General features: G+C 45.2%; 21 protein-coding genes and 5 pseudogenes. 18 read left to right on the forward strand and 8 right to left on the reverse strand.

The features are described 5' to 3' along the window. Positions 1-21 precede the first annotated feature (21 nt). The 4 genes from ACN6MW_RS21160 to ACN6MW_RS21175 form a co-directional block, all read right to left on the reverse strand. Positions 22-780: an ABC transporter ATP-binding protein gene (locus ACN6MW_RS21160; protein ID WP_419871935.1), complete on the reverse strand. Its 759-nt coding sequence runs from the start codon at positions 778-780 to the stop codon at positions 22-24. Continuing rightward, a complete protein-coding gene (locus tag ACN6MW_RS21165) occupies positions 777-1,724 on the reverse strand; it encodes an iron chelate uptake ABC transporter family permease subunit (RefSeq protein WP_419871936.1) in 948 nt (315 codons plus the stop codon). Before ACN6MW_RS21165 ends, ACN6MW_RS21160 begins: the two co-directional genes overlap by 4 nt. Further along, positions 1,717-2,667 (reverse strand): ABC transporter permease, encoded by a 951-nt coding sequence (locus ACN6MW_RS21170; RefSeq protein ID WP_419871937.1) that lies wholly within the window; start codon positions 2,665-2,667, stop codon positions 1,717-1,719. The genes ACN6MW_RS21165 and ACN6MW_RS21170 overlap by 8 nt, the downstream gene beginning before the upstream one ends. 126 nt (positions 2,668-2,793) lie before the next feature. Beyond that, complete coding sequence (locus ACN6MW_RS21175; RefSeq protein ID WP_419871938.1) at positions 2,794-4,341, reverse strand: helix-turn-helix domain-containing protein; 1,548 nt, start codon at positions 4,339-4,341, stop codon at positions 2,794-2,796. A gap of 447 nt (positions 4,342-4,788) precedes the next feature. Here ACN6MW_RS21175 and ACN6MW_RS21180 point away from each other — a divergent pair, with 447 nt between their 5' ends. The 7 genes from ACN6MW_RS21180 to ACN6MW_RS21210 all read left to right on the forward strand — a co-directional run bounded on the left by ACN6MW_RS21180 (position 4,789) and on the right by ACN6MW_RS21210 (position 12,540). Then, positions 4,789-5,394, forward strand: a complete 606-nt coding sequence (locus tag ACN6MW_RS21180; RefSeq protein ID WP_419871939.1) for a pentapeptide repeat-containing protein — start codon at positions 4,789-4,791, stop codon at positions 5,392-5,394. A gap of 162 nt (positions 5,395-5,556) precedes the next feature. Continuing rightward, positions 5,557-6,453: an AraC family transcriptional regulator gene (locus tag ACN6MW_RS21185; RefSeq protein ID WP_419871940.1), complete on the forward strand. Its 897-nt coding sequence runs from the start codon at positions 5,557-5,559 to the stop codon at positions 6,451-6,453. Positions 6,454-7,122: 669 nt separating this feature from the next. Continuing rightward, on the forward strand, positions 7,123-7,257 hold the full coding sequence (locus ACN6MW_RS21190) for a hypothetical protein (protein WP_419871941.1): 135 nt from the start codon (positions 7,123-7,125) through the stop codon (positions 7,255-7,257). A gap of 148 nt (positions 7,258-7,405) precedes the next feature. Continuing rightward, positions 7,406-8,413, forward strand: a complete 1,008-nt coding sequence (locus ACN6MW_RS21195) for an ABC transporter substrate-binding protein (RefSeq protein WP_419871942.1) — start codon at positions 7,406-7,408, stop codon at positions 8,411-8,413. A 142-nt stretch (positions 8,414-8,555) separates the two neighbouring features. Then, complete coding sequence (locus ACN6MW_RS21200) at positions 8,556-10,175, forward strand: helix-turn-helix domain-containing protein (RefSeq protein WP_419871943.1); 1,620 nt, start codon at positions 8,556-8,558, stop codon at positions 10,173-10,175. A gap of 137 nt (positions 10,176-10,312) precedes the next feature. Beyond that, positions 10,313-11,350: an NAD(P)/FAD-dependent oxidoreductase gene (locus ACN6MW_RS21205; RefSeq protein ID WP_419871944.1), complete on the forward strand. Its 1,038-nt coding sequence runs from the start codon at positions 10,313-10,315 to the stop codon at positions 11,348-11,350. Between the two features lie 191 nt (positions 11,351-11,541). Beyond that, positions 11,542-12,540: a glycoside hydrolase family 43 protein gene (locus ACN6MW_RS21210; protein ID WP_419871945.1), complete on the forward strand. Its 999-nt coding sequence runs from the start codon at positions 11,542-11,544 to the stop codon at positions 12,538-12,540. Between the two features lie 785 nt (positions 12,541-13,325). On the opposite strand, the pseudogene ACN6MW_RS21215 reads toward ACN6MW_RS21210, so the two are convergent. Next, positions 13,326-13,496 (reverse strand): annotated as a pseudogene (locus tag ACN6MW_RS21215) (transposase); the annotation flags it as partial. Positions 13,497-13,876: 380 nt separating this feature from the next. Here ACN6MW_RS21215 and ACN6MW_RS21220 point away from each other — a divergent pair. The 7 genes and pseudogenes from ACN6MW_RS21220 to ACN6MW_RS21250 all read left to right on the forward strand — a co-directional run bounded on the left by ACN6MW_RS21220 (position 13,877) and on the right by ACN6MW_RS21250 (position 20,280). Beyond that, positions 13,877-14,782, forward strand: a complete 906-nt coding sequence (locus ACN6MW_RS21220; RefSeq protein ID WP_419871946.1) for a phosphotransferase family protein — start codon at positions 13,877-13,879, stop codon at positions 14,780-14,782. A 168-nt stretch (positions 14,783-14,950) separates the two neighbouring features. Next, the gene (locus ACN6MW_RS21225) at positions 14,951-15,391 is read left to right on the forward strand and encodes a hypothetical protein (protein WP_419871947.1); all 441 of its coding nucleotides are present in this window, start codon (positions 14,951-14,953) and stop codon (positions 15,389-15,391) included. A gap of 201 nt (positions 15,392-15,592) precedes the next feature. Further along, a pseudogene (locus tag ACN6MW_RS21230) lies at positions 15,593-16,879 on the forward strand (IS110 family transposase). Positions 16,880-17,342: 463 nt separating this feature from the next. Further along, positions 17,343-18,185, forward strand: coding sequence for a tyrosine-type recombinase/integrase (locus ACN6MW_RS21235; protein WP_419871948.1), 843 nt, complete (start codon positions 17,343-17,345; stop codon positions 18,183-18,185). Between the two features lie 190 nt (positions 18,186-18,375). After that, positions 18,376-18,960: an imidazoleglycerol-phosphate dehydratase HisB gene (gene hisB / locus ACN6MW_RS21240; protein WP_419876407.1), complete on the forward strand. Its 585-nt coding sequence runs from the start codon at positions 18,376-18,378 to the stop codon at positions 18,958-18,960. A gap of 290 nt (positions 18,961-19,250) precedes the next feature. Then, entirely contained in the window at positions 19,251-19,766 is a 516-nt protein-coding gene (locus tag ACN6MW_RS21245; RefSeq protein WP_419871949.1) for a hypothetical protein, read from the forward strand. A 73-nt stretch (positions 19,767-19,839) separates the two neighbouring features. Then, entirely contained in the window at positions 19,840-20,280 is a 441-nt protein-coding gene (locus ACN6MW_RS21250; RefSeq protein ID WP_419871950.1) for a hypothetical protein, read from the forward strand. Between the two features lie 397 nt (positions 20,281-20,677). Here the strand turns inward: ACN6MW_RS21250 and ACN6MW_RS21255 are convergent. Beyond that, positions 20,678-21,943 (reverse strand): annotated as a pseudogene (locus ACN6MW_RS21255) (IS110 family transposase). Between the two features lie 270 nt (positions 21,944-22,213). On the opposite strand from ACN6MW_RS21255, the gene ACN6MW_RS21260 reads away from it, so the two are divergent. The 3 genes and pseudogenes from ACN6MW_RS21260 to ACN6MW_RS21270 all read left to right on the forward strand — a co-directional run. Next, the gene (locus tag ACN6MW_RS21260; protein ID WP_419871951.1) at positions 22,214-23,194 is read left to right on the forward strand and encodes an aldo/keto reductase; all 981 of its coding nucleotides are present in this window, start codon (positions 22,214-22,216) and stop codon (positions 23,192-23,194) included. A 22-nt stretch (positions 23,195-23,216) separates the two neighbouring features. Continuing rightward, the gene (locus tag ACN6MW_RS21265; protein WP_419871952.1) at positions 23,217-23,618 is read left to right on the forward strand and encodes a MerR family transcriptional regulator; all 402 of its coding nucleotides are present in this window, start codon (positions 23,217-23,219) and stop codon (positions 23,616-23,618) included. A gap of 95 nt (positions 23,619-23,713) precedes the next feature. Next, a pseudogene (locus tag ACN6MW_RS21270) lies at positions 23,714-23,999 on the forward strand (IS110 family transposase); the annotation flags it as partial. A 114-nt stretch (positions 24,000-24,113) separates the two neighbouring features. On the opposite strand, the gene ACN6MW_RS21275 reads toward ACN6MW_RS21270, so the two are convergent. Both ACN6MW_RS21275 and ACN6MW_RS21280 read right to left on the reverse strand, forming a co-directional pair. After that, entirely contained in the window at positions 24,114-24,479 is a 366-nt protein-coding gene (locus ACN6MW_RS21275; RefSeq protein ID WP_419871953.1) for a hypothetical protein, read from the reverse strand. A 210-nt stretch (positions 24,480-24,689) separates the two neighbouring features. Continuing rightward, positions 24,690-25,280, reverse strand: coding sequence for a histidine kinase (locus ACN6MW_RS21280; protein WP_419871954.1), 591 nt, complete (start codon positions 25,278-25,280; stop codon positions 24,690-24,692). Between the two features lie 264 nt (positions 25,281-25,544). Between ACN6MW_RS21280 and ACN6MW_RS21285 the strand changes: the two are divergent. Continuing rightward, positions 25,545-26,170 (forward strand): annotated as a pseudogene (locus tag ACN6MW_RS21285) (ABC transporter substrate-binding protein); the annotation flags it as partial. Positions 26,171-26,292: the final 122 nt, after the last annotated feature.

The following is a 26,292-nucleotide window of genomic DNA, read 5'->3' on the forward strand; positions in this document are numbered from 1 at the left end:
ATCGCTTATTTCCTGATTGATTCATGAGAAATAAACGCAAATGTTGTTACCGTTAATGTTGTGAATCGGAATATCCATGTCGTAGACGTCTCTCAAAACCGAAGCATCGATCATCTGGCCGGTCGGGCCTTCATGGACGATTTGTCCGTCCTTCATCGCGATGATAGCGTCTGAATAGCAGGAAGCGAAGTTGATGTCGTGCAGGACAAGCACGACTGTGCGTCCAAGTTCGTCCGTTAAACGCCGCAGCACCTTCATGATTTGCACGGAATGCTTCATATCGAGATTGTTGAGCGGCTCGTCGAGCAAAATGTACTCGGTGTCCTGGGCAAGGACCATCGCAATGAACGCGCGCTGGCGCTGTCCGCCGCTTAGCTGGTCGAGATATTGCTTGCGCATCGGCCCAAGCTCCAAATAGCGGATGGCCTCCTCGACACGCTGTTTGTCCTCGCTTGTCAATCTGCCCTTTGAGTGAGGAAACCGTCCGAACTCGACGAGCTGCTCGACGGTCAGCCTGACATTGATGTCATTCGTCTGTTTTAGGATCGATACGGTTCGCGCTAGCCGTTCGCTGTCCGTTTTGTTGACGTCCAGCCCGTCAATGCTCACTTCACCGACATCCATCGGGACAAGCCTGCTCATGACTGACAGCAGCGTGCTCTTGCCTGCGCCGTTAGGTCCGATAAGCGATGTAATGCGGCCTTTGGCGATTTGGACGTTTATGTCATGGATGCCGTGCTGCTGGCCGTATCGTTTTGTAACGCCGCGTATGTTAATCATGTTTTGTTCTCCTTCAGCATCAAGATGAGAAAGTAACCGCCGCCGATGAAATTCAAAATGACGCTTAGCGAGGTGGAGAAAGTGAATACCCGCTCAACGACGAGCTGCCCGCCGACGAGCGCCGCTACGCTAATGAGTACAGCCGCAGGGATGATGACGCTGTGACGGAACGTGCCGGCGACGCGGTAGGCAACGTTCGCGACGATCAGCCCCAGGAATGTAATCGGACCGACAAGTGCAGTCGATACGGCGACGAGCACGGCGACGCATATGAGCATCCTGCGAACGGTTCGGTCGTACGGTACACCAATATTAACGGCATGTTCCCTGCCGAGCGCAAGCACGTCTAAGTACTTGAATTCGCGATGAAAGAATGCAACCGCTCCAATCGAAAGCGCTGCCGCCAGCAGCAAAATATCGGCGTTCACGTTATTGAAGCTCGCGAACAATTTGTCCTGTACGAGCAGGAAGTTGTTCGGGTCGAGCAGCATCTGCAGAAACGACGATACACTGGAGAAGAAGGTGCCGCATATGATGCCGACTAGCAGCAGGAAGTACAGGTATCTTCCTTGTATGCGGAACAGCACCAGGAACAGCAGCATTGCGAAGGCGATCATGAGTACGACTGATAGCGCGAATTGCTCGTGCTTGCCGAAGGTCGTAAATGCCGTTGAGCCGAATACGAATACAATGGCGGTATGCAGCAGCAGGTAGAGCGAATCGAGCCCGATGAGGCTGGGCGTCAAAATTTTGTTGTTTGTCAGCGTCTGGAACATGACGGTCGAATAAGCAATCGCCGCGCCCGTCAGCGCGATCGCGCCGATCTTGCGCGCTCTTCGCGGCAGCACATAGTCCCAATTGCCGGCAGCGTCAATCGTCAAAAAGACGGTGATTAGTCCAATAGTAAGCGCGCCGAGCAGCAGAAGTTTCCAAAGTTCACGCATATGATGGTCTCCTTAGCAGCAAATAGAGGAAGATCGCGCTTCCGAGCACGCCGACAGTCAATCCAATCGGAATTTCGTACGGGAAGATGACCACGCGTCCGATAATATCGCAGGCGAGCACGAACACGCCGCCGAGCAGGGCTGTATGCGGTAGGCTGCTCCTTAGGTCGTCGCCTCTATATAGTGAGACGATGTTCGGAATGATGAGCCCGAGAAAAGGCAGCGAGCCGATCGTCAGCAGGACAACCGTCGAGACGAGCGCTACGATAATGAGCCCGATTCGGACAACTCTTCGGTAAGCCAAGCCGAGATTCGTCGCGAAATGCTCCCCCATGCCGGCAATGGTGAACCGATTGGCGAACAGGTAGGCAATGGCGATAACGGGTATGCTCAAGTAAAGCATCTCGTAACGCCCCTTCAACACGACCGAGAAGTCGCCGTTCAGCCAGCTGTTGATGCTGTTCAGCAGATCGTACTTAAGCGCAAGGAACGTTGTGGCCGCACCTATGACACTGCCGAACATCAGGCCGATGAGCGCGATTAGGATAGGCTCGCGATATTGAATGCGGTCCAGTATTCGCATGAACGCATATGTACCGAGCAGCGCGAACGCGAACGCGATGGAAATCTTCATAATCGGCGGAGCGTCCGGCACGAGCAGAATGGACAAAAGTGCGCCGAGACTGGCTGCATCGGTCGTGCCGGCTGTTGAAGGCGACACGAATTTATTGCGCGCGAGCTGCTGCATGAGCAAGCCGGCGACGCTCATGCCGATGCCCGCAAGCCATATGCTGACCAAGCGGGGAATACGGCTTACAAGCATGACCTGCGCTTGTTGTTCGGTCATCGAGAATAGATCCCACGGACGCAAGTCGGTAACGCCTACGAACAAGGAGACGAGCGACAATGCAAGAAAGACGATCCATAAGTAAGTGAGTTTCATCGGCTCTCCTTCGTTCTTTTTCAAAGATTGTAATTGATAATGATTATCATAACCACTTACAGCTACCTATCTTACAGCATAAAAAAAGAAACCGGAATGGATTTTCCGATTTCTGAATGGATTTTTCTATTTGCCATTTGCACTGGCTTGCAGCAGCGCGACCGTCTGGTCGACAAGCTGCTCGTGCATCGCTGCATTATACAGGAACTGCCCATGCATGCGGATGGAGAAGAAATGTGAGGATGGATCGTTAAGCAGTCTCCATTCTCCTTCCAGCGCGGCTACGTCGGCATCGGTTGCCGGATACTCAATCAAGAAAATCGCATTGCCGGAACCGAGGTCGACCGCCTCGCTTAGGCTCGCGATGCCGTGGAAACCGATCGTATCGACCGCGGGAGGAGAGGCAAATCTTAGCTCGTCGTACATCAGATCGGTGAACTTTCGCCGCTGGGAGCCGTATATCCACATCTCATCCCTGCGAACGCCGATCAGCAGGAACGGCGAATTCGGGTATTTGGCGATGACAAGCTTGCGGGCATTATCGGTCTTGCGGGCGAACTCCGTCAGCCACCGTTCCGCGACGCTCGCAATCCCGAGCAATCGCCCGAATTCGAGCAGCCGTTTCTTCCATGAATAAGTCCGCCAGTGATAGACGGATACGGGAGCGATTCGGCTGAGCTCCGTTAGCAGCTCCTCTGGAATAGGGCCGGAAAGGATACGGTCCGGCTTCGCTTTTCTAATGGCTTCAATGCAGCTTTTCTTAAGGCTCGGATCCAAATGCCAGTCGCGCGGCACATTGACGCGAGGCGTAATGCCGAGCACCTGCAAGTCGCCCGTGAAGATCGCGCTCAGATTGGCGATCGCGACCTGCGCTTTTGAAGCGTATTCGATAGGCGCGAGTCCCATCTGCTTCTTGAAAAGCCGGCTGAAATAATATTCGTCCGAGTACCCGACGGAATGCGCCGCTTCAGACACTGAAACAGCCGGATCCGCAAGCAGGCGGAGCGACGCATTTAACCGTGTCGATATGACGTATTTCAGCGGGCTCAGCCCCGAACGTTCCCTGAAAGCCCGGTAGAATTGGCTTGCCCCAACGCCCGATCCGCGCGCCAGGCTCTCCATATCCAGCGCGGAATCGTAGCTGCTGTGAATCATTCTTTTCGTCTTCTCGATATAGGTATTCAATTCGGCTTCGTATGCCCCTGCATGGTCAGGCGCGGACGAGGACTTCACGAATTCCGCCGCTATCGCATACAGTCGCGCTTGCAGCTGCCATCGCTCCGCGAGGCTGCCTGGCTGCAGGTCCGACGTGAAGGCGTGCAGCCAGTTTTTCATCTGGGGAATGCGGAATGAAGCCGCTGCCTGCCGATTGCCGATTGGGGCAAAATTACCTTGCCCATCCTTGCATTGAAATTCGATAACGACGATTCGTGTGCGGGATGACGTATTGCTGCGAAGCGATGCGGAGCAGCCGGCTGCCAGATAGAACATATCTCCGGCTAATATATGGGAAGTGCCGCTACCGTCATCTTCCTTCAATAAAAGGTCGCAGTCTGGACTGACCCCGAAACGGTGAAAGTCGATTGACCCTAGGCGGCAGTGCTCACCGATATCAAGCTTAATCATGTGCGTATTCCTATATTGTAAACTAAGATCGTCTTCCTTAACGTTCATGTCTGTACTTCATCCCCTTTATTTCTGGCAACGCCTATGCAATCATCTGCAAAGGAGCGGGTGGTGTATCAACGGTACATTTCTCAGTACTTTTCTTTTAGTATACAATAAACCTTATTCCTATTCGCGGCGGATTGCATTTCAGTTGATCGCTTTCGAAAATGCTCCGCTGAGAAGAATTACACATTGATTCGGTACGATAACATTGTAGGCTTAAAGAAACTGTAATAGCACTGAGGATGAGCTGACATATAGGAGGATTTAAATGTCTCGTAAACAAAACCAGGCTGCCGGCATGAAACGGAAGCCTCTTTGAGCTAAATTTTGCGCTGATGTTTAATAGGGATTGAAAAAAATAAAGAGCTTGACTTTTAGTTGAAACCATACAGGTACTTGACAGCCATATGCTATATTGAAAAAATAGCTAACCATAACAGGAGGCATCTTATGTTTCAATATAGCAATCAAAAATATACAGAAGTGAACTTTGGCACACAAGATTTAAGGTACGGTGAGCTAATAAGCTGTACATTTAATCGTTGCTCGTTTTCTAACGGATCACTGGAGGAGATAACATCCAGCAACTGCCGTTTTATTGAGTGTGACTTTCGCGGAGCCTCGTTAAATGGTTCTATTCATAAAGAAACAGCATTTGAGAACTGCAGCTTTAACGGAGCTAATCTTTTTGTTTCGAAATTTGAAGAATGCAAAATGACGGGTTCGGATTTTTCGGGATCGAATATGGATGGGATCACCATTTCTCAAGGAGACTGGTCATATACAAATTTGAGACATGTCGGACTAGTGAGACAGGATTTACGCGGGGTTAAATTTTATGAAGCAGACTTGTCGGGAGCCAATTTAGAAAAGGCTGATTTAAGAGATTGTGATCTGACTATGGCGATATTGGCAAAAGCAAAGTTACAGGGTGCTGATGTAAGAGGGGCTAAAATGGAAGGAGTGGATTTTAAAACACTCATTATTACCGGTATGAGAATGGATAGCGAGCAATCAGTATTGTTTTCGCTTTCTCATGGTGCCAAGGTAGGGTAATGAAAATCGTACGCCGACTTCATAATATAGCTCAACGACAACAGTCTGTTCAGCGTGTGGAACACACTTTTTGCAGTTCCAAATAGACAACTTAGTTGTGCACAAATAGTTGCGATACGAGGCTGCAGCTGCACTATACTTCGATTGAAAGGAGGGAATCAGATGGATTGGCTCGCGAGGATGAACCGGGCAATGGATTACATCGAAATGAATTTATCCGGTGAAATTGAACTGACTGAAGTTGCACGCCAAGCTTGTTGTTCGTCGCATGAGTATCAAAGAATGTTTTCATTCATTACAAATGTAACGCTCGCGGAATATATACGGCGCAGACGACTTACCCTTGCGGCAATTGAATTGCAAAACAGCGATGCGAAGGTTATTGAAATTGCCCTTAAATACGGCTATGAATCCCCGGTATCTTTCGCGAGAGCTTTTCAATTGCTGCATGGTGTCAATCCGGCAATGGCCCGTCAAGAGGGAATCGCGCTCAAAGCCTATCCACGGCTTTCCTTCCTTATTTCAATTAAAGGGGCAGAGGCGATGAATTATCGTATCGAAACAAAGGAAGCTTTCCAAGTATTTGGAATCGAAAAGGTGTTTCAAACAAACGGAGGCGGTGAAGCACCGACTACGCCAGCCAAATTGTGGAAGCAATGCCACGCGAATGGCGAGGTTGAGAGACTTGCTGCCAGTGCGGGCGACTTGCCCTATTTTGCGAGCCGGGATTTGTATAAGGTGCATGCGGCTTGCAGCTATAGAAAAACCGGAAATGATACTTTTCCGTATATGCTGTGTGCATTTAAAAGCGAATCCAGTGAAACAAACGGATACACGATAATAACGATTCCGGCGCAAACATGGGCAATATTCCCATCAGATCCGTTTACAGGGGAAGAATTTGATAATATTATCGAGACGTTATACCGCCGATTTTATTCTGAATGGCTGCCGACGGCAGGATATGAGCAAGCCGATGGAATGGAATTTGAAATCTACGGCGGAGGAAACGGACTTAATTACGTTGAACTATGGTTCGCCGTAAGGAAGATTGCATAATCTTTTTGCGCTATTCTTGATTCCTTGATGGTGGAAACGAAAAGAACCTATGCGACTAAAATAGACTAAGTTAGTGGGGATGATAACAGATCGACAGCGGGCTGCCGACATTTTTGTCGACAGTCTTTTTTTTTCAACAAAAAGTAGAGTATATCGTAGTAAACGATATAATAAGGTTGTGCCAAAATATGGAGGTTTCTTCTTCGGCTGGGGGACTTAATGTCCGCTCAGGAGCCTATTACGTATACGGTAGATTCCGTGGAAAATGACCATGCGATACGGAAGCAGTGCTTCCGGTTCTATTGATGCACGGACAAGGCATGGTGTACTAATTTAAACAGATAGGATGAAATTGGCATGAAGCTTACAAAAAGGCAGAGCTTATTGGGTGTTACGCTTAGCTTATCAACCCCTTACCTTATTTTCCTGCTTGTCGGGTATATAATTTCAAGGACGCCTGAGGATTTTCAGTATCAAAAGAGTTACTTTGTAATTTTCCATCTCAGTTGGCCTGTTTATCTAGTAGGAGCAATTTTCACATTTTTATTGTACTTGCTTTGTGTCTGGGCAGTAAGTAAATTACGGAAAAAGTAGGATGGTTTTATCATTTCAATTGGGTTCACACGCCCAAAAACGAGCAAAGTAATATTCAATTGGAGCTCGTTAGTCATGGATAAGTTGTGGATAGAATCTGCGAATGAGCTTAATGAACGACTAGAACTTGATGAGCGAACACTGACCGAGAGGAACGAAAACCGTTTAGCTAAAGCGGTATTAAATCAGATTTATGAAACCCTGCATTAAGCAACTGCCGAGTTTGTATAAATACTTTTGTTCAGAAAATGCATTGAGAACAGTAATGGTTGTGCGATACAATCGAGCCTATGTGAATGATAATGATAATCATTATTCGAATTTACAAAAACGAATGGACATAGGAGAGGGTACGGTCATGGCTTTGCGTGGATTAGTAAAAGCAGGATACATATTGTTGTTATCCGCAGCGATCATGCTGTCTGGATGCGGCGCTGAGGGAGATCAAACGGAGAATACTGTGGTACAGCAGCCTTCAGCAACGACAGAAACGAGTACGAATAGCCAAGCAGGAATTGCGGAAGCGGAAAAAAGACTCGTCACGGATCAATTCGGAGAGGTAGAAATACCGGTACAACCGAAACGCGTAACCGCATTATATCGCGAGGATTATTTGGTAGCCCTTGGCGTGACACCGATCGTGCAATATTATAACCCAATGTGGGGCAAGCAGGACTATCTCGGGTTAGAGGTTCCTTTGTTAGACGTGACCGGCAACATCGAGGCACTTCTTGCATCTGAGCCTGACTTGATTATAACTGCCGGAGAGGGAGATGCAGCCCAGTATGAGAATTACTCTAAGATTGCGCCTACCTTCCACATTACGAATGAGGTGCTGTCCGATACCCGTGAAACGTTGAAGGTGATTGCGGATCTATTGGGATTGCCAGAGAAGGCCGAGCAGGTATTGCAAGACTACGAGAGTAGGATCAGCGAAGTGAAAGAGGAGCTGAAATCGGCGCTTGGAGATGAGAGTCTCGTCGTACTGCGGATGAATGTGGTTGACCATTCCATCAATATTTTTGGCACCCAAAACATATTTATCGGTGAACTCCTTTATACGGACTTGGAGCTCAAAGCGCCTGCTTATGCCCAAGCGATGACTGAGGGCAATATGGTATTGGCTCAGGAATCCTTACCAGAACTTGGGGCGGATCATATCGTGCTGCTCCCTTCCAACGGAACTTGGGAGGATGAGGAGAACGCCAAAGCTTTGCAGGAAATGCTGGATAGTCCAATATGGAAATCAATTCCTGCTGTAAAGGAAGGCCATGTGTATCCGGTTGAAAGATCTTATTGGCAAACGGGCGCGATCACAGCGAATTTCAAAAAAATGGACGAATTGCTGAAACTGTTGGCTCCTTAACGGTTCGATCATAATAGGCAACGTATTACTAGCCGTTTTAATTCCAAAGAGAGCAGTTTTTCAACTATGGTTGAAGAGCCGCTCTTTTTGCGTTACAATAAATAATGATAATCATTCTCATTATTGGAACGGGGTTTCAACGATGGAAGAACACAACAGCGAACTTATTATTACGGCTCCTGCCGCTCAATATAGCCTGCATACGATCCGGTTCATAAGGAATGCACAGCGTGATCATCAACCGGATTTACCTGAAAGCTTCTATGCGCTGCTCATTGTAACGAGGGGAAGGGGCAGCATTCATATGAAAGGCGAGGCGCTTGCGATGGGTACGGGAAAGTGCTTCTTGATACAACCAGAGGCTTCTGCCGCATTGGAGCCGGATGGCGAAGGCGTTTCCTACTACTTGCTCCTATTCGGATTGCAATCGATTAATGAGGATAGAGGAGGGAAGGGATTGCTGCCAGAGAAGGTGGAGCTGGCTTGCACGCCGTTTGCCAGAGTGCTGGAGCTAATGGAGGATATTTATGGCTGCGCCCATGAGCAGGAAGAGCTGAGACATTTTCATTGTTATGTCCGCTTTCAAGAGCTTCTCCTTCTGCTCATTAGTCAGAATCAAGACCATGGAGCAGTAAGCGGCAGGTTTGGTTCAGCTGAATGGGAAGGCATTGACCAATCCATTCGCCATATTCGGCAGCATTACCGGAATGTGCTGACGGTTGAGGAACTGGCGGACTTAGCGGGAATTGACCGCTGGAAATATACCCGTCTGTTTAAGGAAAAGACAGGGTTAGTGCCGCTCCAATATTTGAATGGGGTACGGATCGAGCAAGCCAAACGCCGGCTGATGCGGGGAGAAGAGCGCTTATCCGATATTGCGGAGCAAGCTGGGTTCACGAATGAATATTACTTCAATAGACGATTTAAGCAAATGGTCGGCGTATCGCCAGGACAATTCCGACGCAGCTACCGCAACCAGCCCAGGGTGGCGGCTCCGTTTTTGGAGGATTTCCTAGTCGCGCTTGATATATTGCCGATTGTGCAGTATTCGCATGCTAAATGGGGGAAGCAGGATTACTTAGCGCTTCACCATGTCCCGACATTCGATGAGTTCAGAGAAGATTTCACAGCGCTGTCTGTGTATAATCCCGATTTTATTATTTTGCGGGATCGTTATCAGAACAATGAATATGTACAATGCCGCAGCGTATCTCCTCTTTGTGTTTTGGATGAGCAAAGCGATGATTGGAGGTCGCTGCTTCGAATGGTGGGCAATTATGTCGGGCGCTTGGAGCGGGCCGAGGAAGTGATCGCGGGTTACGAGGCAAAAGCAAGAGAGGCCCGCGCCAAGCTGAGCAGCATGAGCGGAGAGACTGTCGCATTTTTGCGAATATCAGCTGATTTCGTTCATCAATACACGGATACGGGGAGAGGTTTTGCCACAGCCGTACTTTATGGAGACCTAGGTTTGTCTCCACACCGGATACAGAAAGATGAGGCCGGGAAAAGTTCTGCAAGAATGACAAGGCTCACGCTGGATGAGCTATCCATGCTAACGGCTGATCATTTGTTTGTTACATTTGATAAATGGCATAGTCAGGCTGAAGGTGAAGAGAGAGCGCTGCTTCAGCATCCTGTATGGTCCGCGCTTCCGGCTGTAAGGAACAACCGCGTATATGAGGTGGATTTTATGACATGGATGAATTACGGTGTTATCTCCAACATCAAAAAAATCGATGATATCTTGCATGCGCTTGCTTAATCAATGCTTCTAAGATGTGCGCGAATTGCAAAGTTTGTACAAATTCTCCTTACAGTTTGTCCATTGATATTGGAAGAGATCGAAGTCTACAATTATAGTGAGAATCAATCTCAAATACAAGTTCAGGAGGAAATACGTTGACGGAGCAATTGGAATTATACGATGTCACGATTATCGGCGGCGGTCCTGCTGGGATGTATGCTGCTTTCTATAGCGGAATGAGAGATTTGAAAACGAAGGTGATTGATGCGAATGAGCAGCTTGGAGGCCGCATGCTGATCTACCCGGAGAAGATGATTTGGGATGTCGGGGGTGTCACGCCGATATTGTGTGAGAAGATAATTGGCCAATTGGAGCAGCAGTCGCAGACCTTTGAGCCAACCATCGTACTCGGCACGCAGGTTTATGGTATGGAGCAGCAGGAAGACGGTACCTATATACTGGTGACATCTGAGGGAGAGAAGCACAGGACGCGTACCATTATTCTGGCGATCGGGCGCGGCATTCTAAAGATGGCGAAGCTTGAGCTTGAAGGGGCGGAGCGCTATGAGGTATCTAACTTGCACTATACGGTACAGGAGCTGGAGCCATTCCGCGGAAAACGCGTGCTTATATCCGGAGGCGGCAATTCGGCGGTTGACTGGGCGAATGAGCTGGAGCCACTCGCCGAGCAGGTCACGGTCGTGCATCGGCGCGAGCAATTCGGAGGGCATGAGAAAAACATTGTCAAAATGAAGGAATCATCTGTTGACGTAAGGACGCCATATGAGGTTACGCAGCTATTCAGCGGTAACGGGGAGATGATTGACCGTGTAACGGTTGCGCATCTGGAGTCTGGAACGACTGAACAGCTTGCTGTTGACGCTGTTATCGTCAATCATGGGCTGAAAGCTGACTTCAGCGGTATCAAGGACTGGGGCCTGAAGATGGATGACTGGAATGTGTTTGTCAACGGGAAGCTGGAGTCGAACCTCCCGGGCATTTTCGCAGCGGGCGATTTCGCTAACTACGACAGCAAGCTCAATCTTATCGCTGGGGCGTTCACGGATGCGGCACTTGCTGTGAACAGCGCGAAGCTGTATATGGACCCTGAGGCGCCGAAAGTGGCTTATGTCTCCTCTCATAATGAGCGATTTAAGGAAAAGAATAAGGAGCTTGGCGTTGTGGAGGAGTAGAACAAAAAGGATGGGACGAGGCTGCCGGCATAGAACGGCAGCCTCGTTGGATAACGGTACGCTAACGTGGTTACAAGGTCACTATTATGGAAGGGAATCAAAATTGTGAAGAGAATATATTAAATACAAAATCCATTCAAAATTGCTTTCTTTGAGCAAAGCCATGGTTTTGATGAAGGAGTTGATTCCAGTTGCCTATTTATAATGCCGCCTGCGATGTAAATAAACCGCAAAAGGGGCACCGTTTGGCCGATATTCCCGCACACGACCCGTTCGTATTAGCTGACAACCGTACCGGTGTTTATTACTTGTATACCGGAGGGGCACCTAGGTTGAACGGAATGGAACGCTACGGAGTCATCACTTACAAAAGCACGAATTTATCCGAGTGGGAAGGGCCATATGTGGTATTCACCGTCCCTGACGGGGTGTGGGCCCATCCGCAGCATGGAGCTTGGGCGCCTGAAGTCCACGAGTATAATGGGCGCTACTACTTGTTCGTCACGTTGCACAATAATGACAGGCGACTAGAAGGTGAGCCCGTAAATGGGTTTTCTAAGCATTGGAGAGGTACCGTTATATCCGTCAGCGAGTCGCCGGAAGGACCGTTCAGGTTGTTGAAAGATGAGGGGCATGTTCTGCCGGAAACGATGATGACGCTAGACGGGACATTATATGTGGAAGAAGACGGATCCCCGTGGATGGTTTATTGTCATGAGTGGATCCAGACGATTGACGGTACGATCGAAGGCGTCCGATTAAAGGATGATTTAACCGAAGCGGTCGGAAATCCGATTCGTCTGTTCAATGCTTCAGAAGCACCATGGACAAACGAAGAAGTACTGCCCGACGACAACATTCGTGTTTACGTAACGGACGGATGCCAATTGTACCGAACTTCAGGCGATTGTCTGATCATGCTTTGGTCGAGCTATCAGTCGGGCAGTTATGTGCAGACAATCGCGCGGTCAAAAACGGGAAAGTTGGAAGGTCCTTGGGAACAACTCCCCCCTTTAGTGAAAGAAGACAGTGGTCACGGGATGCTTTTCCGAACATTTGAAGGAACCTGGATGCTAATCCTCCACCAGCCGTTCAAAATGCCTGATTCGAGGTGCAAACTTTACGAAATGGAAGATACGGGTGATAGCTTCAGAATCGTGATCGCACGGGAAGATTTGCATGGCGCGTAGATGTGAAACTTCCCTAACGAATACGAGAGCATAATTAAATCACAGTATGAAGCTGCCAGCATAATCGGGCAGCTTCATTACGTTAACTGGCAGAATAATTGAGTAATCTATTTACAAGATGTGATGTAATTCAGGTAACTTTTTTAGCGGAGTTTTAGATAGATAATTAGGAGGGATAAAATATGGTTGAAAAATCGAGCATTGATTATTTGATTGGTCGAGAAAGAGAGGGGGGATTCTTCTTTAGTCGTAGTAATGTGTGGAATAGCTGGTTCGGGAAAAACAACTTATTTAGCTGAAAGTACACCCTGATGAATTGCGAAAGCGCCTCAAGACACGTAGCCAACGTTTTGATGCTAATGCAGCTTTTACTATAACTGAAGAAATTTTAACAACTTTTCTTAATGGATTTGGGGAACCAATAAATGAGGGGGAAATTGTTATAGCAAATTAGATAAAAAAGTTCCATATACCATTAATGGAATAGAACTTTTTTATTCATCGTAATTATTTCAAAGAACAAGAGATACAACAGAGAAACTGTTACGCTAAACGGAGAACGATAGTTCAATGAACACAGGCTGAATTGTTAAATCACCATCGCATCTTATTCATTGGTTTGGGAAAAGTAAAGTATCCCATTGGTGAGGTGCATCATATGAGAAGGACTATTCTTGTAATCATAATACTTACATGTATTATGACTCGAAGTTCTATTCAAAATAAAATTCAAGAACAAGATAAAAAAACTATTGTTGAATATCATGTTTTCGTTTCGTATCCTTAATGGACCTCATTTTCTTCATCTTCTTGCATTGCACATTGTAGGCATTCATCGCTTGAAACTCTGAATTGTTCATGACCAAACTCATAGTGGCCATGAAGAGGAAACGGCGAAGGCGGGATCGTCCGCGTTTGCTAATCTTCATTTGTCCCGTCCATTTGCCTGAGCTCGAATGCATCTGCTGGGCGATGTCGATCCCGACAACTAAATGCTGAGCAGTAATTTTTTCAATGAGTTGATTTTGTCACGCTTGCGATTTAAACTTCATAGTAGAGCGTCCTCCTGGATGATGGAATTTTTAGGGCTATGACCCGTTGCGTACTTCCATCGTACTGAGGCGCTTCTTTTTTTGCAAAGCTGATAATTAGCGCTCTACAGGAATGCTAACGGGAAACGATAGTTGAACAATCAAGGAGCAATTTGCTACGGCAGCTGCTCCATATCTGTGTTAAGCTAACTGGCAGTATAGTTGATTATTAAATGTTTGGTACCTATGAGGAATACAGCTATGGTGCTAAGATACTTTTATATCTTAATCAAGGAGCTGCTGTAGTGTCAGAGAAAGGCAAACTTATTTCACAAGTGTTATTAATAGCAGAGAAAGCTGGATTAACTGACATAACACCTATTGAGCTTAGTAATGGTGGGAACCTGATCATTTACTTGGCTCCCCATCCGATTGTGGCCCGAATAGCCACTGTCATTTCAAAAGAAGATGCAGAGAACGCATACAAGATACTTGATCGAGAGTTAAGGGTTGCACGTCACCTCGCATCCAAGAAAGCCCCCGTGTTAATACCTACTGACCTGACTAATGCAGGACCGTACGATGTTGGCGGTACATGGTTGACGTTTTGGAAATATGTTCCTCCCACACAATTGGAATCACCTTCACCCAGTGAAGCCATTGAACTGATAAATGGACTTTCAAGAGCAATGAAAGACTTCGTTGACGAGCTTCCTGTGCTTGGTGTTTGGGAGCGGACATATAAATCAGCTGTTAGATTGAGTAAACAATCTGATCAGCGTATACAAGCACTATTAAATGTGTTTCTAAGAGTAGATGAACAGATACGGCTCGAACCAAGTTTACTAATACCGTGTCATGGAGATGCCCATAGAGGAAACTTATTACCAAGTCCTGAGGGTTGGGTCTGGTCGGACTTTGAGGATGTATCATTGATGCCCGCATACTGGGACCTAGCTTCATTTGTTGGTAATCTTGCATTATTCGGTGGAACTCAGGAGCCAACCTTTAGCTGCATATTGGAACATATCGATAATGGCACTGATCTAAAAGCCTTTGGATTTGCAATAACCGCACGTATACTAATGTCTACAATAGGTAATTTGGATTTTGCCCTTGCAGGTCATGGAGACTTGGAATTTGCAACTAAACAGCTAGAACTGGCGGAGAGTTTTATACGTCAGATAGAGCTAATAATTGGAGAAAAATAGAGGGTGTGATTGAACTAACGGGAAACGATAGTTCAATAAACACACGGAAGCAGCCGACCACAATGATTGGCTGCTTCATTACGCTAACTGGCAGGATAGTTGAATAATAAAGTTGCAACATTCATGAAGGGGTTCGCGTCTCATTCTGTTAAGAGAGGTATCTACGTTATGGTTAAAAAGATGATTGCTCTTGTTGTATTTTGTAGTTTTGTTTTGCTGATTGGTTGCTCTAAAGAACCAATTGAACAGATTTCGGAAAAGCACATTGAATATCTTGAGCAGAACTTGAATCTTCATATCAGTGAACCTGAAGGTCAGAACTACACGGTTTATAAGAAAATTGAAGATAATGAAACAGTGAAAACGGTATTGGATATTCTATTAAATGTGCCGTGGGAAAACGCAAAAGTATTAATGTCTCGTCAACCTGATTATAAAATTCGAACCGTCAAGATAGACCAAGTAGTTTCTTATGAACCAGCAACTTATGCCGTTTGGCTTTCGCCAAACAAAGACATATTAGAAGTGATTATTGAAGGTCAGTCCAGGTATGGGAAAGTTGCAAAAGATGACGTTATAAAGATACTTTCAATTTTGGAAACGCCCTGACAAGATACTGTAAGGACTGGTACGCTTAATATTTTCACAGTGAAGCAAAGTGATTCTTGAAGAACTTGAATTAATAGTCTTAGTGATGAACATTCATTGAACTAAACATTCCTGTTGAGGCTAAGAAATAGCCTTTGTCAAAAAAGGAGCGCCTCGGTATGATGGGTTTGTCCAATACACCATCAAGGAGGCGCTCTTACTATGAAGTTTAAGCAATCAGACGCACAAAATCAACGGATTGAACGAATTACCACCTCGCATCTCGTCGTAGGGATCGACATGGCCAAAGAAACGCATGTAGCACAAGCTACGAATTTCCGTGGGATCGTGGTTTCCAAACGACATCTCTCATTCTCAAATAGCATGGAAGGCTTTGAAAAATTGATCCGCTGGATGACGGAGTTACAGCAGAAACACCAGTTAAAGAAGCTCATCATCGGCATGGAGCCAACCGGCCATTACTGGTTTAACCTGGCCAACTGGTTAGCAGATAAGGAATTACACGTGGTTATGGTTAACCCTGCTACGACGAAGCGCAATAAAGAAAATCGAGATAATAGTCCATCAAAGAACGACCCAAAAGATGCACTTATTATCGCAGATTCAGTAAGTCGGGGCTTCTACTATGAGTACACGCGTCAATCGCTTGTGTTTTAACGCTTACGGACCATAATGAGTGACCGCGAATTCTGGGTGTCGAACAGTGTACGCCTGCAGAATCGAATCATACGCTGGCTGGACATTCGCTTTCCTGAGTATCCATCCGTATTCAAAGACTGGACCTGTAAGCGATCATTGGCGACCCTCAAGACATTCCCTTGCCCACAGGATTTGGAGACGTATGCAATACCGGATGTGATCAGAGCTTGGAGAACTCATATGCAGCGCGCTGGGGGTTCTACGGGGATTGAGAAGGCTGCACAGCTCATCGCTCATGCTAAACGCAGTGTCGGAGATCGGACCGCAGTAGAGGAATCGAAGGCAGATTTAATACGGCTCATTGAAGAATATGAGCGCGTTACCACCATGCTTGAACAGATTGAAAAGGACATCGAATCCCTGCTTTCTGAGATTCCAATGGCACAGCAACTTCGCACCATAAAAGGTCTCGGTAAGATCTTCACCGCGGCCATACTAGCAGGCACAGGAGATTTAAGACAGTATGCGCATGGCCGTCAGGTATTACGGAAGGCTGGCCTGAATTTGGCTGAAAGTACGTCAGGAAAACGAAAAGGACGAATTGTTCTATCGAAACGAGGAGACTCAGCCTTGCGAAAATATCTCTATCTCGCGACGGTTCAGCTCGTTTGGAACAACCCCGTGTTCCGCCATCTGAATGAGCATAATGTGCAAGAAAAGAAGATGAAAAAGCAACAATCCATATTTAAGTTACTAGGAAAGCTGGCACGAATTCTAGTTGGTATTGTTCAACGGGGAGAAAAGTTTACGCCAGAGAAAACCGTCCTGAGCTGGACAGAAGCAGCTTAAGCTAAGCAGCATCACGTATATTGACTCATTCGCAGGATTTCACAAAGAAAGCACGGAGGACCGAGTTCGTTACCCAAAAGGGCTCTGACCCATCCGCTAAACGCTATCGGTCTCCACACCTTGGACAGGTATAACGAAGGAATGTAAGGGCATTGACCCGTTGAGTTGTGGGAGGGTGAACCTCCAGGGATCATGTGGAGTATGCGTGCAGTAGAGATCGCCTGGGGAATATTTCCTGAGTATTCCTCTATTTCCGCATGCTCAGCCCACCACCTCAACCGGCAGCAACTGCGTTGCTTCCTGAGATGGACTTGATCCAAGGTGACGAAATCCTGCGAATGAGTGAGTATATGTGAGATAAACCCTTAAAAACGAGGGACGGGTAACGCTAATTGAATAAATAAGTCTAAAACCTTCTATTAGAAGCAAACTAGTATTAATTGCTCTAATAGGAGGTTTTATTATGATATTAAGCGAACTATGGCGTCAATATGAAACGGATAAGCGAATCCAAGGGTTTAGTCCAAATACATTGAAAGCCTATGCCCTGCAGCTCAAGATGCTGGTTACGGAACTCGGGGATTTAGATATCTCTGAAATAACTTTGATTCTGCTTAAGGAATACCTAGCTAAGCAGTCCGATCGATTGAAGCCAAGCAGTCTAGGGCACCGCATTCGTTTTGTTCGTTCCCTCTTTCGTTTTGCATATGAAGAAACATATCTACCTACCAACCCTTCACTCAAACTACGTGAGCCCAAAATGGAAAAGCGAATTCCTAAGTTTTTGATGGAGGAAGATGTGATCCATTTGAAGATACCCTGTCAGACATCAAGGGAAAAGGCGCTACTCGAGTTTCTCTATAGCACAGGTTGTCGTATTGGAGAGGTCGAGAAGATAAACGTTGAGGATCTAAATTGGGAGAACTGCTCTGCTATAGTAAATGGGAAGGGATCAAAGCAGAGAGAAGTTTACTTTACCACTGAGTGTAAAATATGGTTGAGGAAGTATTTGGGAAATCGTGAGGATTCGTGTAAAGCCTTATTTGTAACGGATACTAATCCTGTTAAACGCATGGCAATTCCAACGCTCAGGTGGACAATAAAGCGGCTTGCAGCTCGCGGAGCGATCGAGGCAAATGTCTACCCTCATCGTTTTCGTCATACTTATGCATGCCAGCTGCTGGATAACGGGGCACCGTTAGATTTTATTCAAGGCATGCTGGGACATGAAAAATCATCGACCACACAAATTTATGCTCAGCTTCGTGGAGAGCGTAGAAGAGAACTTTATCGCCGATTTTTTTAGTGTGTTAGCAGCATATGATTCAACTAAAGGGCAGTTTAGCGTGGCTGACCGACTTACATAACTTTACACTATTACTTTAGTGCGATAATATATTAGAGGAGTAAAGCGATAAAGGATGTGGTCTTAATCGAATTAATTCGACTAGCAATACCAAAAGACAATACCTCAGTTAAGAAGGGAGTTTGTTATGGTGCGAGAGGCATTAATTAACAGAAAAACAAAAGAAACAGAAATTAAACTGGAGCTTAATCTCGATGAATATAGTGAAGGCAACATCAACACGGGAATTGGATTCTTTAACCATATGCTTACGCTTTTTGCTTTTAGGGCAGGAATAAAACTAAATGTGGATTGCAAAGGTGATTTAGAGATAGATGGGCATCACACGGTTGAGGACATTGGAATATGCTTGGGGCAAGCAATCAAAAAGGCTATAGGGGATAAAAAAGGCATAAACCGTTATGGTAGTTCGCGTATACCTATGGATGAGAGCTTAGCATTAGTGGATTTGAGTATATCTAATCGCTCTTTTTTAGTGTTTAACGTGGAAATGCCGTCAACACGAGCAGGCGAGTTTGAAAGCGAATTAACCGAAGAGTTTTTTATCGCTGTAGCGCATAATAGCGGGATAACCATGCACATCAATTTGGAATACGGCAGAAATACACACCATATAAATGAGGCAATTTTCGTGGCATTCGGCGATGCGTTGAAGAAAGCAATTAGGATAACAAGCGATGTTATTCCGTCTACGAAGGGGACGTTATCATTATGAAAAAAATATGTATAGACGTTTACGTGTAAAAAATTATGGTGAGGAATTTGTTTCATTGGACATCTGACGATTACGCTAACGGGGAATGATAGTTCAATGACGAAGGGGCTGCCACGTGGCAGCCCCTCTTTCAACTAACGGGCAAGTTAATTCAATGACGAGGTGCCGAGTATTATGTAGAAAGGGAGCCATAAATATCCTACTAATTCCCTGTAATTTTGTTAGCAACATAACTACATGTTCTTTCGTTTGAACAATAAACGTCGTTATAAAAACTGGAGGAGCTGAATTTGAAGAGATTTCTATTGCCATTCGTAACGGTTCTAGTGCTCATGGGACTAATTGGTTGTTCTGGTCCTCAGTCAGATGGAGATGATTTAGTAGTTGGAAAACAGCCAATAAGCAAGGAACTTGAGGGAGAGCAACCTCCTAAGGCTGAAATTATGATTGGTGAACGAATGTATGAGACAAAACTCGGCACATATTGCTGGGATTCAAAAAATCAAAGCATATGTGCGGATTCAATTGGTCCAGTTGAACTTTTGATAGACGAAAATCCTGTTTCCGTACAGCCTGGTGAAGTTATTAAATTTGTTATGAATTATGAGCCGAAACCGAACAAATACCATGTCGAGCAAATCATTGAAGGCAAACTTACAGAAGTTGTAGTGAAAGAAAATAGTTTTCATGCACCTACACAAAAAGGGACTTATTTTTATTCATACGGAGTATGGTGGATGGATGAACATGTAGAGAACCAATCTCGTGGTGATGCTTTTTATTATTTCGTCTTAAAAGTTATCTAGATGGATTAAGCTAACGGGCAGGATAGTTCCAATTATGGTGATATGAGGGCATCCTAAAGGAGGCGAAATTACCATGAAATCTAAGTTAGGAATTATCGTTCTGATATGTATGATCGCATTAGTTGGTTGCTCTGAAGATAAAAATGTCAAGGAAAATGAGTATAGTGTTCAAGATGTTATTAATGCTTTTGAATCACAGAATTTAAAACTTATACCATACGGGATGACAGGTACAATACCCACATTGAATAATGTTATTCCAGAAATGAGTTCGGTTGAAGATGTAGCAGCTTTAGATCATTCTGATCCTGAATTGGTTTATTTTTATATTTTTAATACAGAAGCTGGTCGTAAATCTAGCATCAAAGAATTTAATAAGGAAATGAAAAATGCCAAATTCACAACGTATCCTTTTTTATATGAGAAAGGAAATATACTTACTATTTATTGGGCTAAATCAAAAGAAAAGACGCTCCTAAATAAACAAATCAAATCAGCAATTGAAAAACTATAAAGGTAAGACTTAACTATTAAGCTCCCTTGGTACGATATGTTTTCTTACGAATGCTCGCTTATTCGCAGGATTTCACTAAAGGCTGAAAGACAAGAAGGGGAACGCCGTGTTAGTCTTCGGCAATATGAAGGCGCACGGGAATAAAGGGGAGATTATTGTCGCCCCATATACTTCCATTTACTACATGCATTCTCCACGCCGCCCTTGGAGGTTTTCACTCCCATGTCTTAACGGGTCAAAGCCCTCTCATTCCTTTGTTACGCCTATCCAAGGGGTGGAGGCCGGTCTTGCTAACGGTACGGGGCGGTGCCCTTTGGTTTAATGAATCCGGTACTCCGTGCTTTCTTTGAAATCCTGCGAATAAGCCAAAACTCGTACAACGAAACGGGGTATTAGGTTAAGCTGCTTGCATGAGCGGTATCGTTTTTTGTGGCATGTAGGCTTTACCGGTGCGCGCCATCCCGACTAATATTCTAGCCAATTTACCGCATAGTTTCATAAAGACCTCATTTTCTTCATCTTCTTGCATTGCACATTGTAGGCATGCATCGCTTGAAACTCTGAATTGTTCATGACCAAACTCATAGTGGCCATGAAGAGGAAACGGCGAAGGCGGGATCGTCCGCGTTTGCTAATCTTCATTTGCCCCGTCCATTTGCCTAAGCTCGCTTTTGCGAGGTTAAGTCCTGCATGGCGCAGCAAAGCATTTCCGTGAACAAATCCGCTTAAGTCGCCAGCCTCACCCCAAATACCAGCTAGTGTAATGACACTAATCCCTTTAATCGCAAGGATGGATTTTGCAAAGGGAATGCGTTCTAATACGGTTGAAATTTCCTTCTCCACAACCTCTAGCTGTTCGCAAGCAAGGTCGTACTCGGCGAGCAATTGTTTCAAGTGGAGCTTGTAGTAATGCGAAGCTGACGGAGATCCTACAGAATGGTTGGCCAGCTCGATGAGTGCTTTTGCTTTTCTAGCACCATAGTGCCGTTTCATGATGGTTTTCCATCCCTGAATCAGGTTCTGAGGCTGCAGCTTACTGAGCTCCGCTGGAGTAGGGAAGAGGCGAAGCGTAGCGATGGATCCAATACAGGTGATGTCTTGAATACGCGGCGTAGTTCAGGGAAAACAACGTCAACCCAGCGGTGGATCTGGTTTTTGGCACTAACAAGCCGTTCGACGACGAAGTCGCGATTAGACAGAAGCACACGTAGATCCTCGAAGGCTTCGGGGGTCGTGCGAGTTTCCGAGTAGTAACCGTTCTTGACCATGTCGGCGATAACGAGTGCATCCTTTCTGTCACTCTTTGAAGGCGTATTGTCGCGACTTTCTTTGTTCTTTTTGACGAGATACGGATAAAAACGACTTCAAAATGGTGTTCTGTGAGCCACCGAGAGACGTTAAGCCAGTAATGCCCGGTTGGTTCCATCCCGACGACAGCTGCGCTTAAACGATGGGTGGTTTGCAGATTTTGAATCCATAGTAGGAGACTGTGAACCCCCTCCTCGTCATTAGAAAAGGATAAGTAGTCTCCGATGATGATGCCACGAAAATTAACAGCGCGCGCAACATGCATCTGCTGGGCGATGTCGATCCCGACAACTAAATGCTGAGCAGTAATTTTTTCAATGAGTTGATTTTGTCTCGCTTGCGATTTAAACTTTATAGTAGAGCGTCCTCCTGGATGATGGAATTTTTAGGGCTATGACCCTTTGCGTACTTCCATCGTACAGAGGCGCTTCTTTTTTTGCAAAGCTGATAATTAACGCTCTACAGGAATGCTAACGGGAAACGATAGTTCAAATGACGAAGGGCTGCCACGTGGCAGCCCTTCGCTCAACAAATTGGCAGGATAGCTTGACTTGGAGTTAACTCCAAGAAGTAAACTAAATTTAAAGGAAACAATATAACTGTTAGAAAGCGAGGAATCAATCAAATGGAATATGTGAAACTGGGGAATACCGGTTTGGATGTGTCCCGCCTTTGTCTTGGCTGCATGGGTTTTGGTATAGCAGAGCGTTCGTTTCATCAATGGGTACTTGATGAAGAGGGCAGCCGTCCAATTATTAAAAAAGCACTGGAGCTTGGAATCAATTTTTTTGATACGGCGAACGTATATGCTGATGGAACAAGTGAGGAGATTCTTGGAAACGCACTCAAGGATTATGCCAAACGAGATGAAATTGTCCTCGCGACAAAAGTTAATGGCCGCATGCATGAAGGTCCCAATGGCGCCGGACTGTCTCGAAAGGCAATTATGAGTGAGATTGATAAAAGCCTAAAGCGTTTGGGAACAGATTATGTGGATCTGTACCAGATACACCGTTGGGATTACGATACACCAATCGAAGAGACAATGGAAGCCTTGCATGATGTAGTGAAGGCAGGGAAGGCAAGATACATAGGTGCTTCAGCTATGTACGCATGGCAGTTTTCGAAGGCCCTGCACGTAGCTGGGAAAAATGGATGGACCAGGTTTGTGTCGATGCAGAACCATTACAACCTCATCTACCGTGAAGAAGAAAGAGAGATGCTCCCGCTTTGTAAGGATGAAAAAATAGGTGTGATTCCATATAGCCCGCTTGCGGGAGGAAGATTGACAAGAGATCCGCAGGAAAAAACAACTCGTTCCGAAAGCGATCAAATTGCTAAACAGAAATATGATGCGACTGCAGATACCGATCGATTGATCATCGATCAGGTCGCGGCTATCGCAGAAAAACATGGCGTTACACGTGCCCAAATCGCAATTGCCTGGTTGCTGCAAAAAGAACCCGTCACAGCTCCCATTATCGGCGCTACGAAAATATTGCATCTCGAGGATGCGGTAGCTGCTCTTTCGATTAGCCTGACACCTGAAGAAATTGTATCGTTGGAAGAACCGTATGTACCTCATCGTATAGTTGGTCATCAATAATGAGTAATAGCAGGTGCCCTCAATGATGACAATCGCAAAGGTAAGCGAAAAATTTAATCTTTCACAGGATACACTCCGCTATTATGAACGCATCGGACTTATTCCGCGTGTGAATCGTAATAAGAGTGGAATCAGGAATTATACGGAGGAAGATTGCAGATGGGTTGAACATGTAAAATGTATGCGAGGAACAGGTCTTCCAGTTGAATTGTTGCTTGAATATGTTAGTCTTTATCAACAGGGTGATGAAACCATCGAAGAGAGAAAAGAACTGCTATTCGAGCAGCGTAAACAACTCATGATTAAATTGGAAGAGATGAAGAAAGTACTGGGACGTATGGATGATAAAATTGCAACCTATGAACAGACAATACTTGAAAAAGAAAAAAAACTTAACAGATCATTGTATGTTCCATTGAACTAAACATTCCTGTTAAGGCTAAGACATAGCCTTTGTCAAAAAAGGAGCGCCTCGGTATGATGGGTTTGTCTACAACACATCGAGGAGGCGCTCTTACTATGAAGTTTAAGCAAACAGACGCACAAAATCAACGGATTGAGCAAATTACCACCTCGCACCTCGTCGTAGGAATTGAAATGGCCAAAGAAACTCATGTGGCACTATGGAGCCAACCGGCCATTACTGGTTTAACCTGGCCAACTGGTTAGCAGATAAGGGATTACACGTAGTTATGGTTAACCCTGAACGACCAAGAGAAACAAAGAAAACCGGGATAACAGTTCATCAAAGAACGACCCCAAAGATGCACTTGTCATCGCAGATTCAGTAAGTCGGGGCTTCTACTAGGGGGCCCGCCAACATTTTAACAAAAATATACGCTAAGGACATTTTGAAAAATTTCAAAACCCCTCAATGGTAGGGTTTTGTTTATTCATAAATGTACAACATAATTATGTGCTAGTCCGCTATATTGACGACGTTGTCTTTAACGTGATAAATGACATAGTTATGATTCCATTGCTGCACGGTAACGATCGTTAATTCATTTCCCTTATCAAAAAAATAATTAGCGCCTTCTTGCCCGACATAGGTCCAGCCCTTGCTGCTCATTCGTTCTTTAAGAAGAAGCTCAACGGAACGATCCTCCGTTAAATAATTCCCCTTCCCATCCATCAAGACTATTTGTTTATCCGTTGTACCTAACGTGTACATGAGCTTAATGTTATGGAATCCAATATTATTGATATACGCAGCAGCGAACATAACGAAAAGAACAACGATTCCCATAATTCCGAAAACCGCGACTTTCCAAGATTTCTTCAAAATTATTTCACCACCTATGCGTATTTGAACTCAAAATTAGCGCGACTTCGTACGATTATTTCCGCCGAGGTGGTAATAGATGCCAATGCTGGCTTATACACTCGTACTGACTAAGCTTATTCTGCAACGAAGAACAAGAGGCGGAATTTTCATATGGCCCGTACTGTCAGCCTGTTCAATGCGATAGAATGCATCCCGGTAACGGTGTTTTTAGATTTCCAAATAAATGCGGACATGGTCTAATTCATCATCCAGTCTTACGAAATCCTGTCCGTTTTGAAAACTATAACGAAAATAATTGGATGTTGAAATGGCCATGCTTTGAATATCCTCGAACATTTGCATCTGGGCCATACTGTAAATGTTCGTTAAGCAATTTAGAAAAAAGTGGGGTTTGATCTGCAATTTCATGTAGTCAAGCTGAATTCTTTGTTTTTCAAGCTCATGTTCATAACTATCGATCTTAAAAATTTTAATTTGTTCGAGCAGATTATTAAACAGCTTGTTCGCATATTCAAGTTCTAACGAACAAGCGACTATGGCGGCCAGGAGCATAATCAGCAGCTGGGCAATCATTATTTTTTCAAACGCTCCGAATTTAATATGCATTTTTACGCCGAATGTCGCATTTGAAAACTGTCCGCTGACGGTAGTTCCAGACTGCTTTAGACCAAGAAGGGATGTCTTTTCCGCCCCCTTTCGGGCTAGCGTTTCTTCATCTGATTTCGGATTAACAATAACATCTCCGTTATGATCGACCAGGGAAACAAATCCATTGCTTCCCAGATCGATCTGCTGCAAGGGATGAATCAGATTTTCAGCGGAAATCAGGCAAATCAGATAACTTTCATAATAAGGCACGATATTAATGAAAAATATTTATCATTTATGAGAATAGGTGACCAATTGGAATAAAATTTTTCAAACAGATTTTTATCCTGCACATAGGAAAAAATCTGTTTTTTTAATTCCAGATAATCCGGATAGATCAAGTTTGCGGGTGCGGAATTAACAAAATATTGCTGGTCTCTTAAAAAGACGAAGAAACTATACTCTTGCTCGTAAGAGGCGCTTAAGTGGGTGCATAAATTATATGCGGAGGGTTTGATCGATCAAGAGCTGTTCACACAGGATAGTACGATGTCTACGGCGAAGCACCAAAATCCCGATGCTGCGATTATTGGATTCTCCAATCAGTGGATACCGGACGCCGCATTTGGCAAATGGAAAGATGAATATGTAGCCATTCCACCGATTGCCGGATTGGACGGAAAGCGATACCAAAGCGGAGATCCAGTCGGTTTAAGCCTAAGACGCAACGAATTGCTGATTACAACCTCCTGCAAGTATCCGGAAATCGCTGTGCGTTGGGCGGAACAGTTCTATACCAATGAAGCGAGTATTCAAAACTTCTGGTGCGCAATCGGCACAGTCATTCAAAAGAACGACGATGGCACTATGTGACAACGCCATTTCCGAATGTCATGTACAGCTCGGAAGAGTTCCAGGAGCTGCCTACTCTCACTACGGATATCGGCAGCTACGTCCAAACGACTCGGGCCAAATGGATAATAAAAGGAAACATCGACCAAGAGTGGGATTCTTATATGAAACAGCTTAACGCTATGGGACTTAAACGACTCGTTGAGATTCGTACTGATGCGTATAATCGTTACACAAGCGTGAAGTAAAAAGCAATTGCGATAAAAGATAACCAATTGGCGGGGGCAATGTGATGTTGCGCATATGCCCCTTCTTAGCGCAACCGCGCTTTATGGGGATAGTGATAGCTCAAATTAAGCAAAGTACAAGC

The sequence above is a fragment of the Pristimantibacillus sp. PTI5 genome, assembly GCF_048572955.1.
Taxonomy (GTDB): domain Bacteria; phylum Bacillota; class Bacilli; order Paenibacillales; family Paenibacillaceae; genus Pristimantibacillus.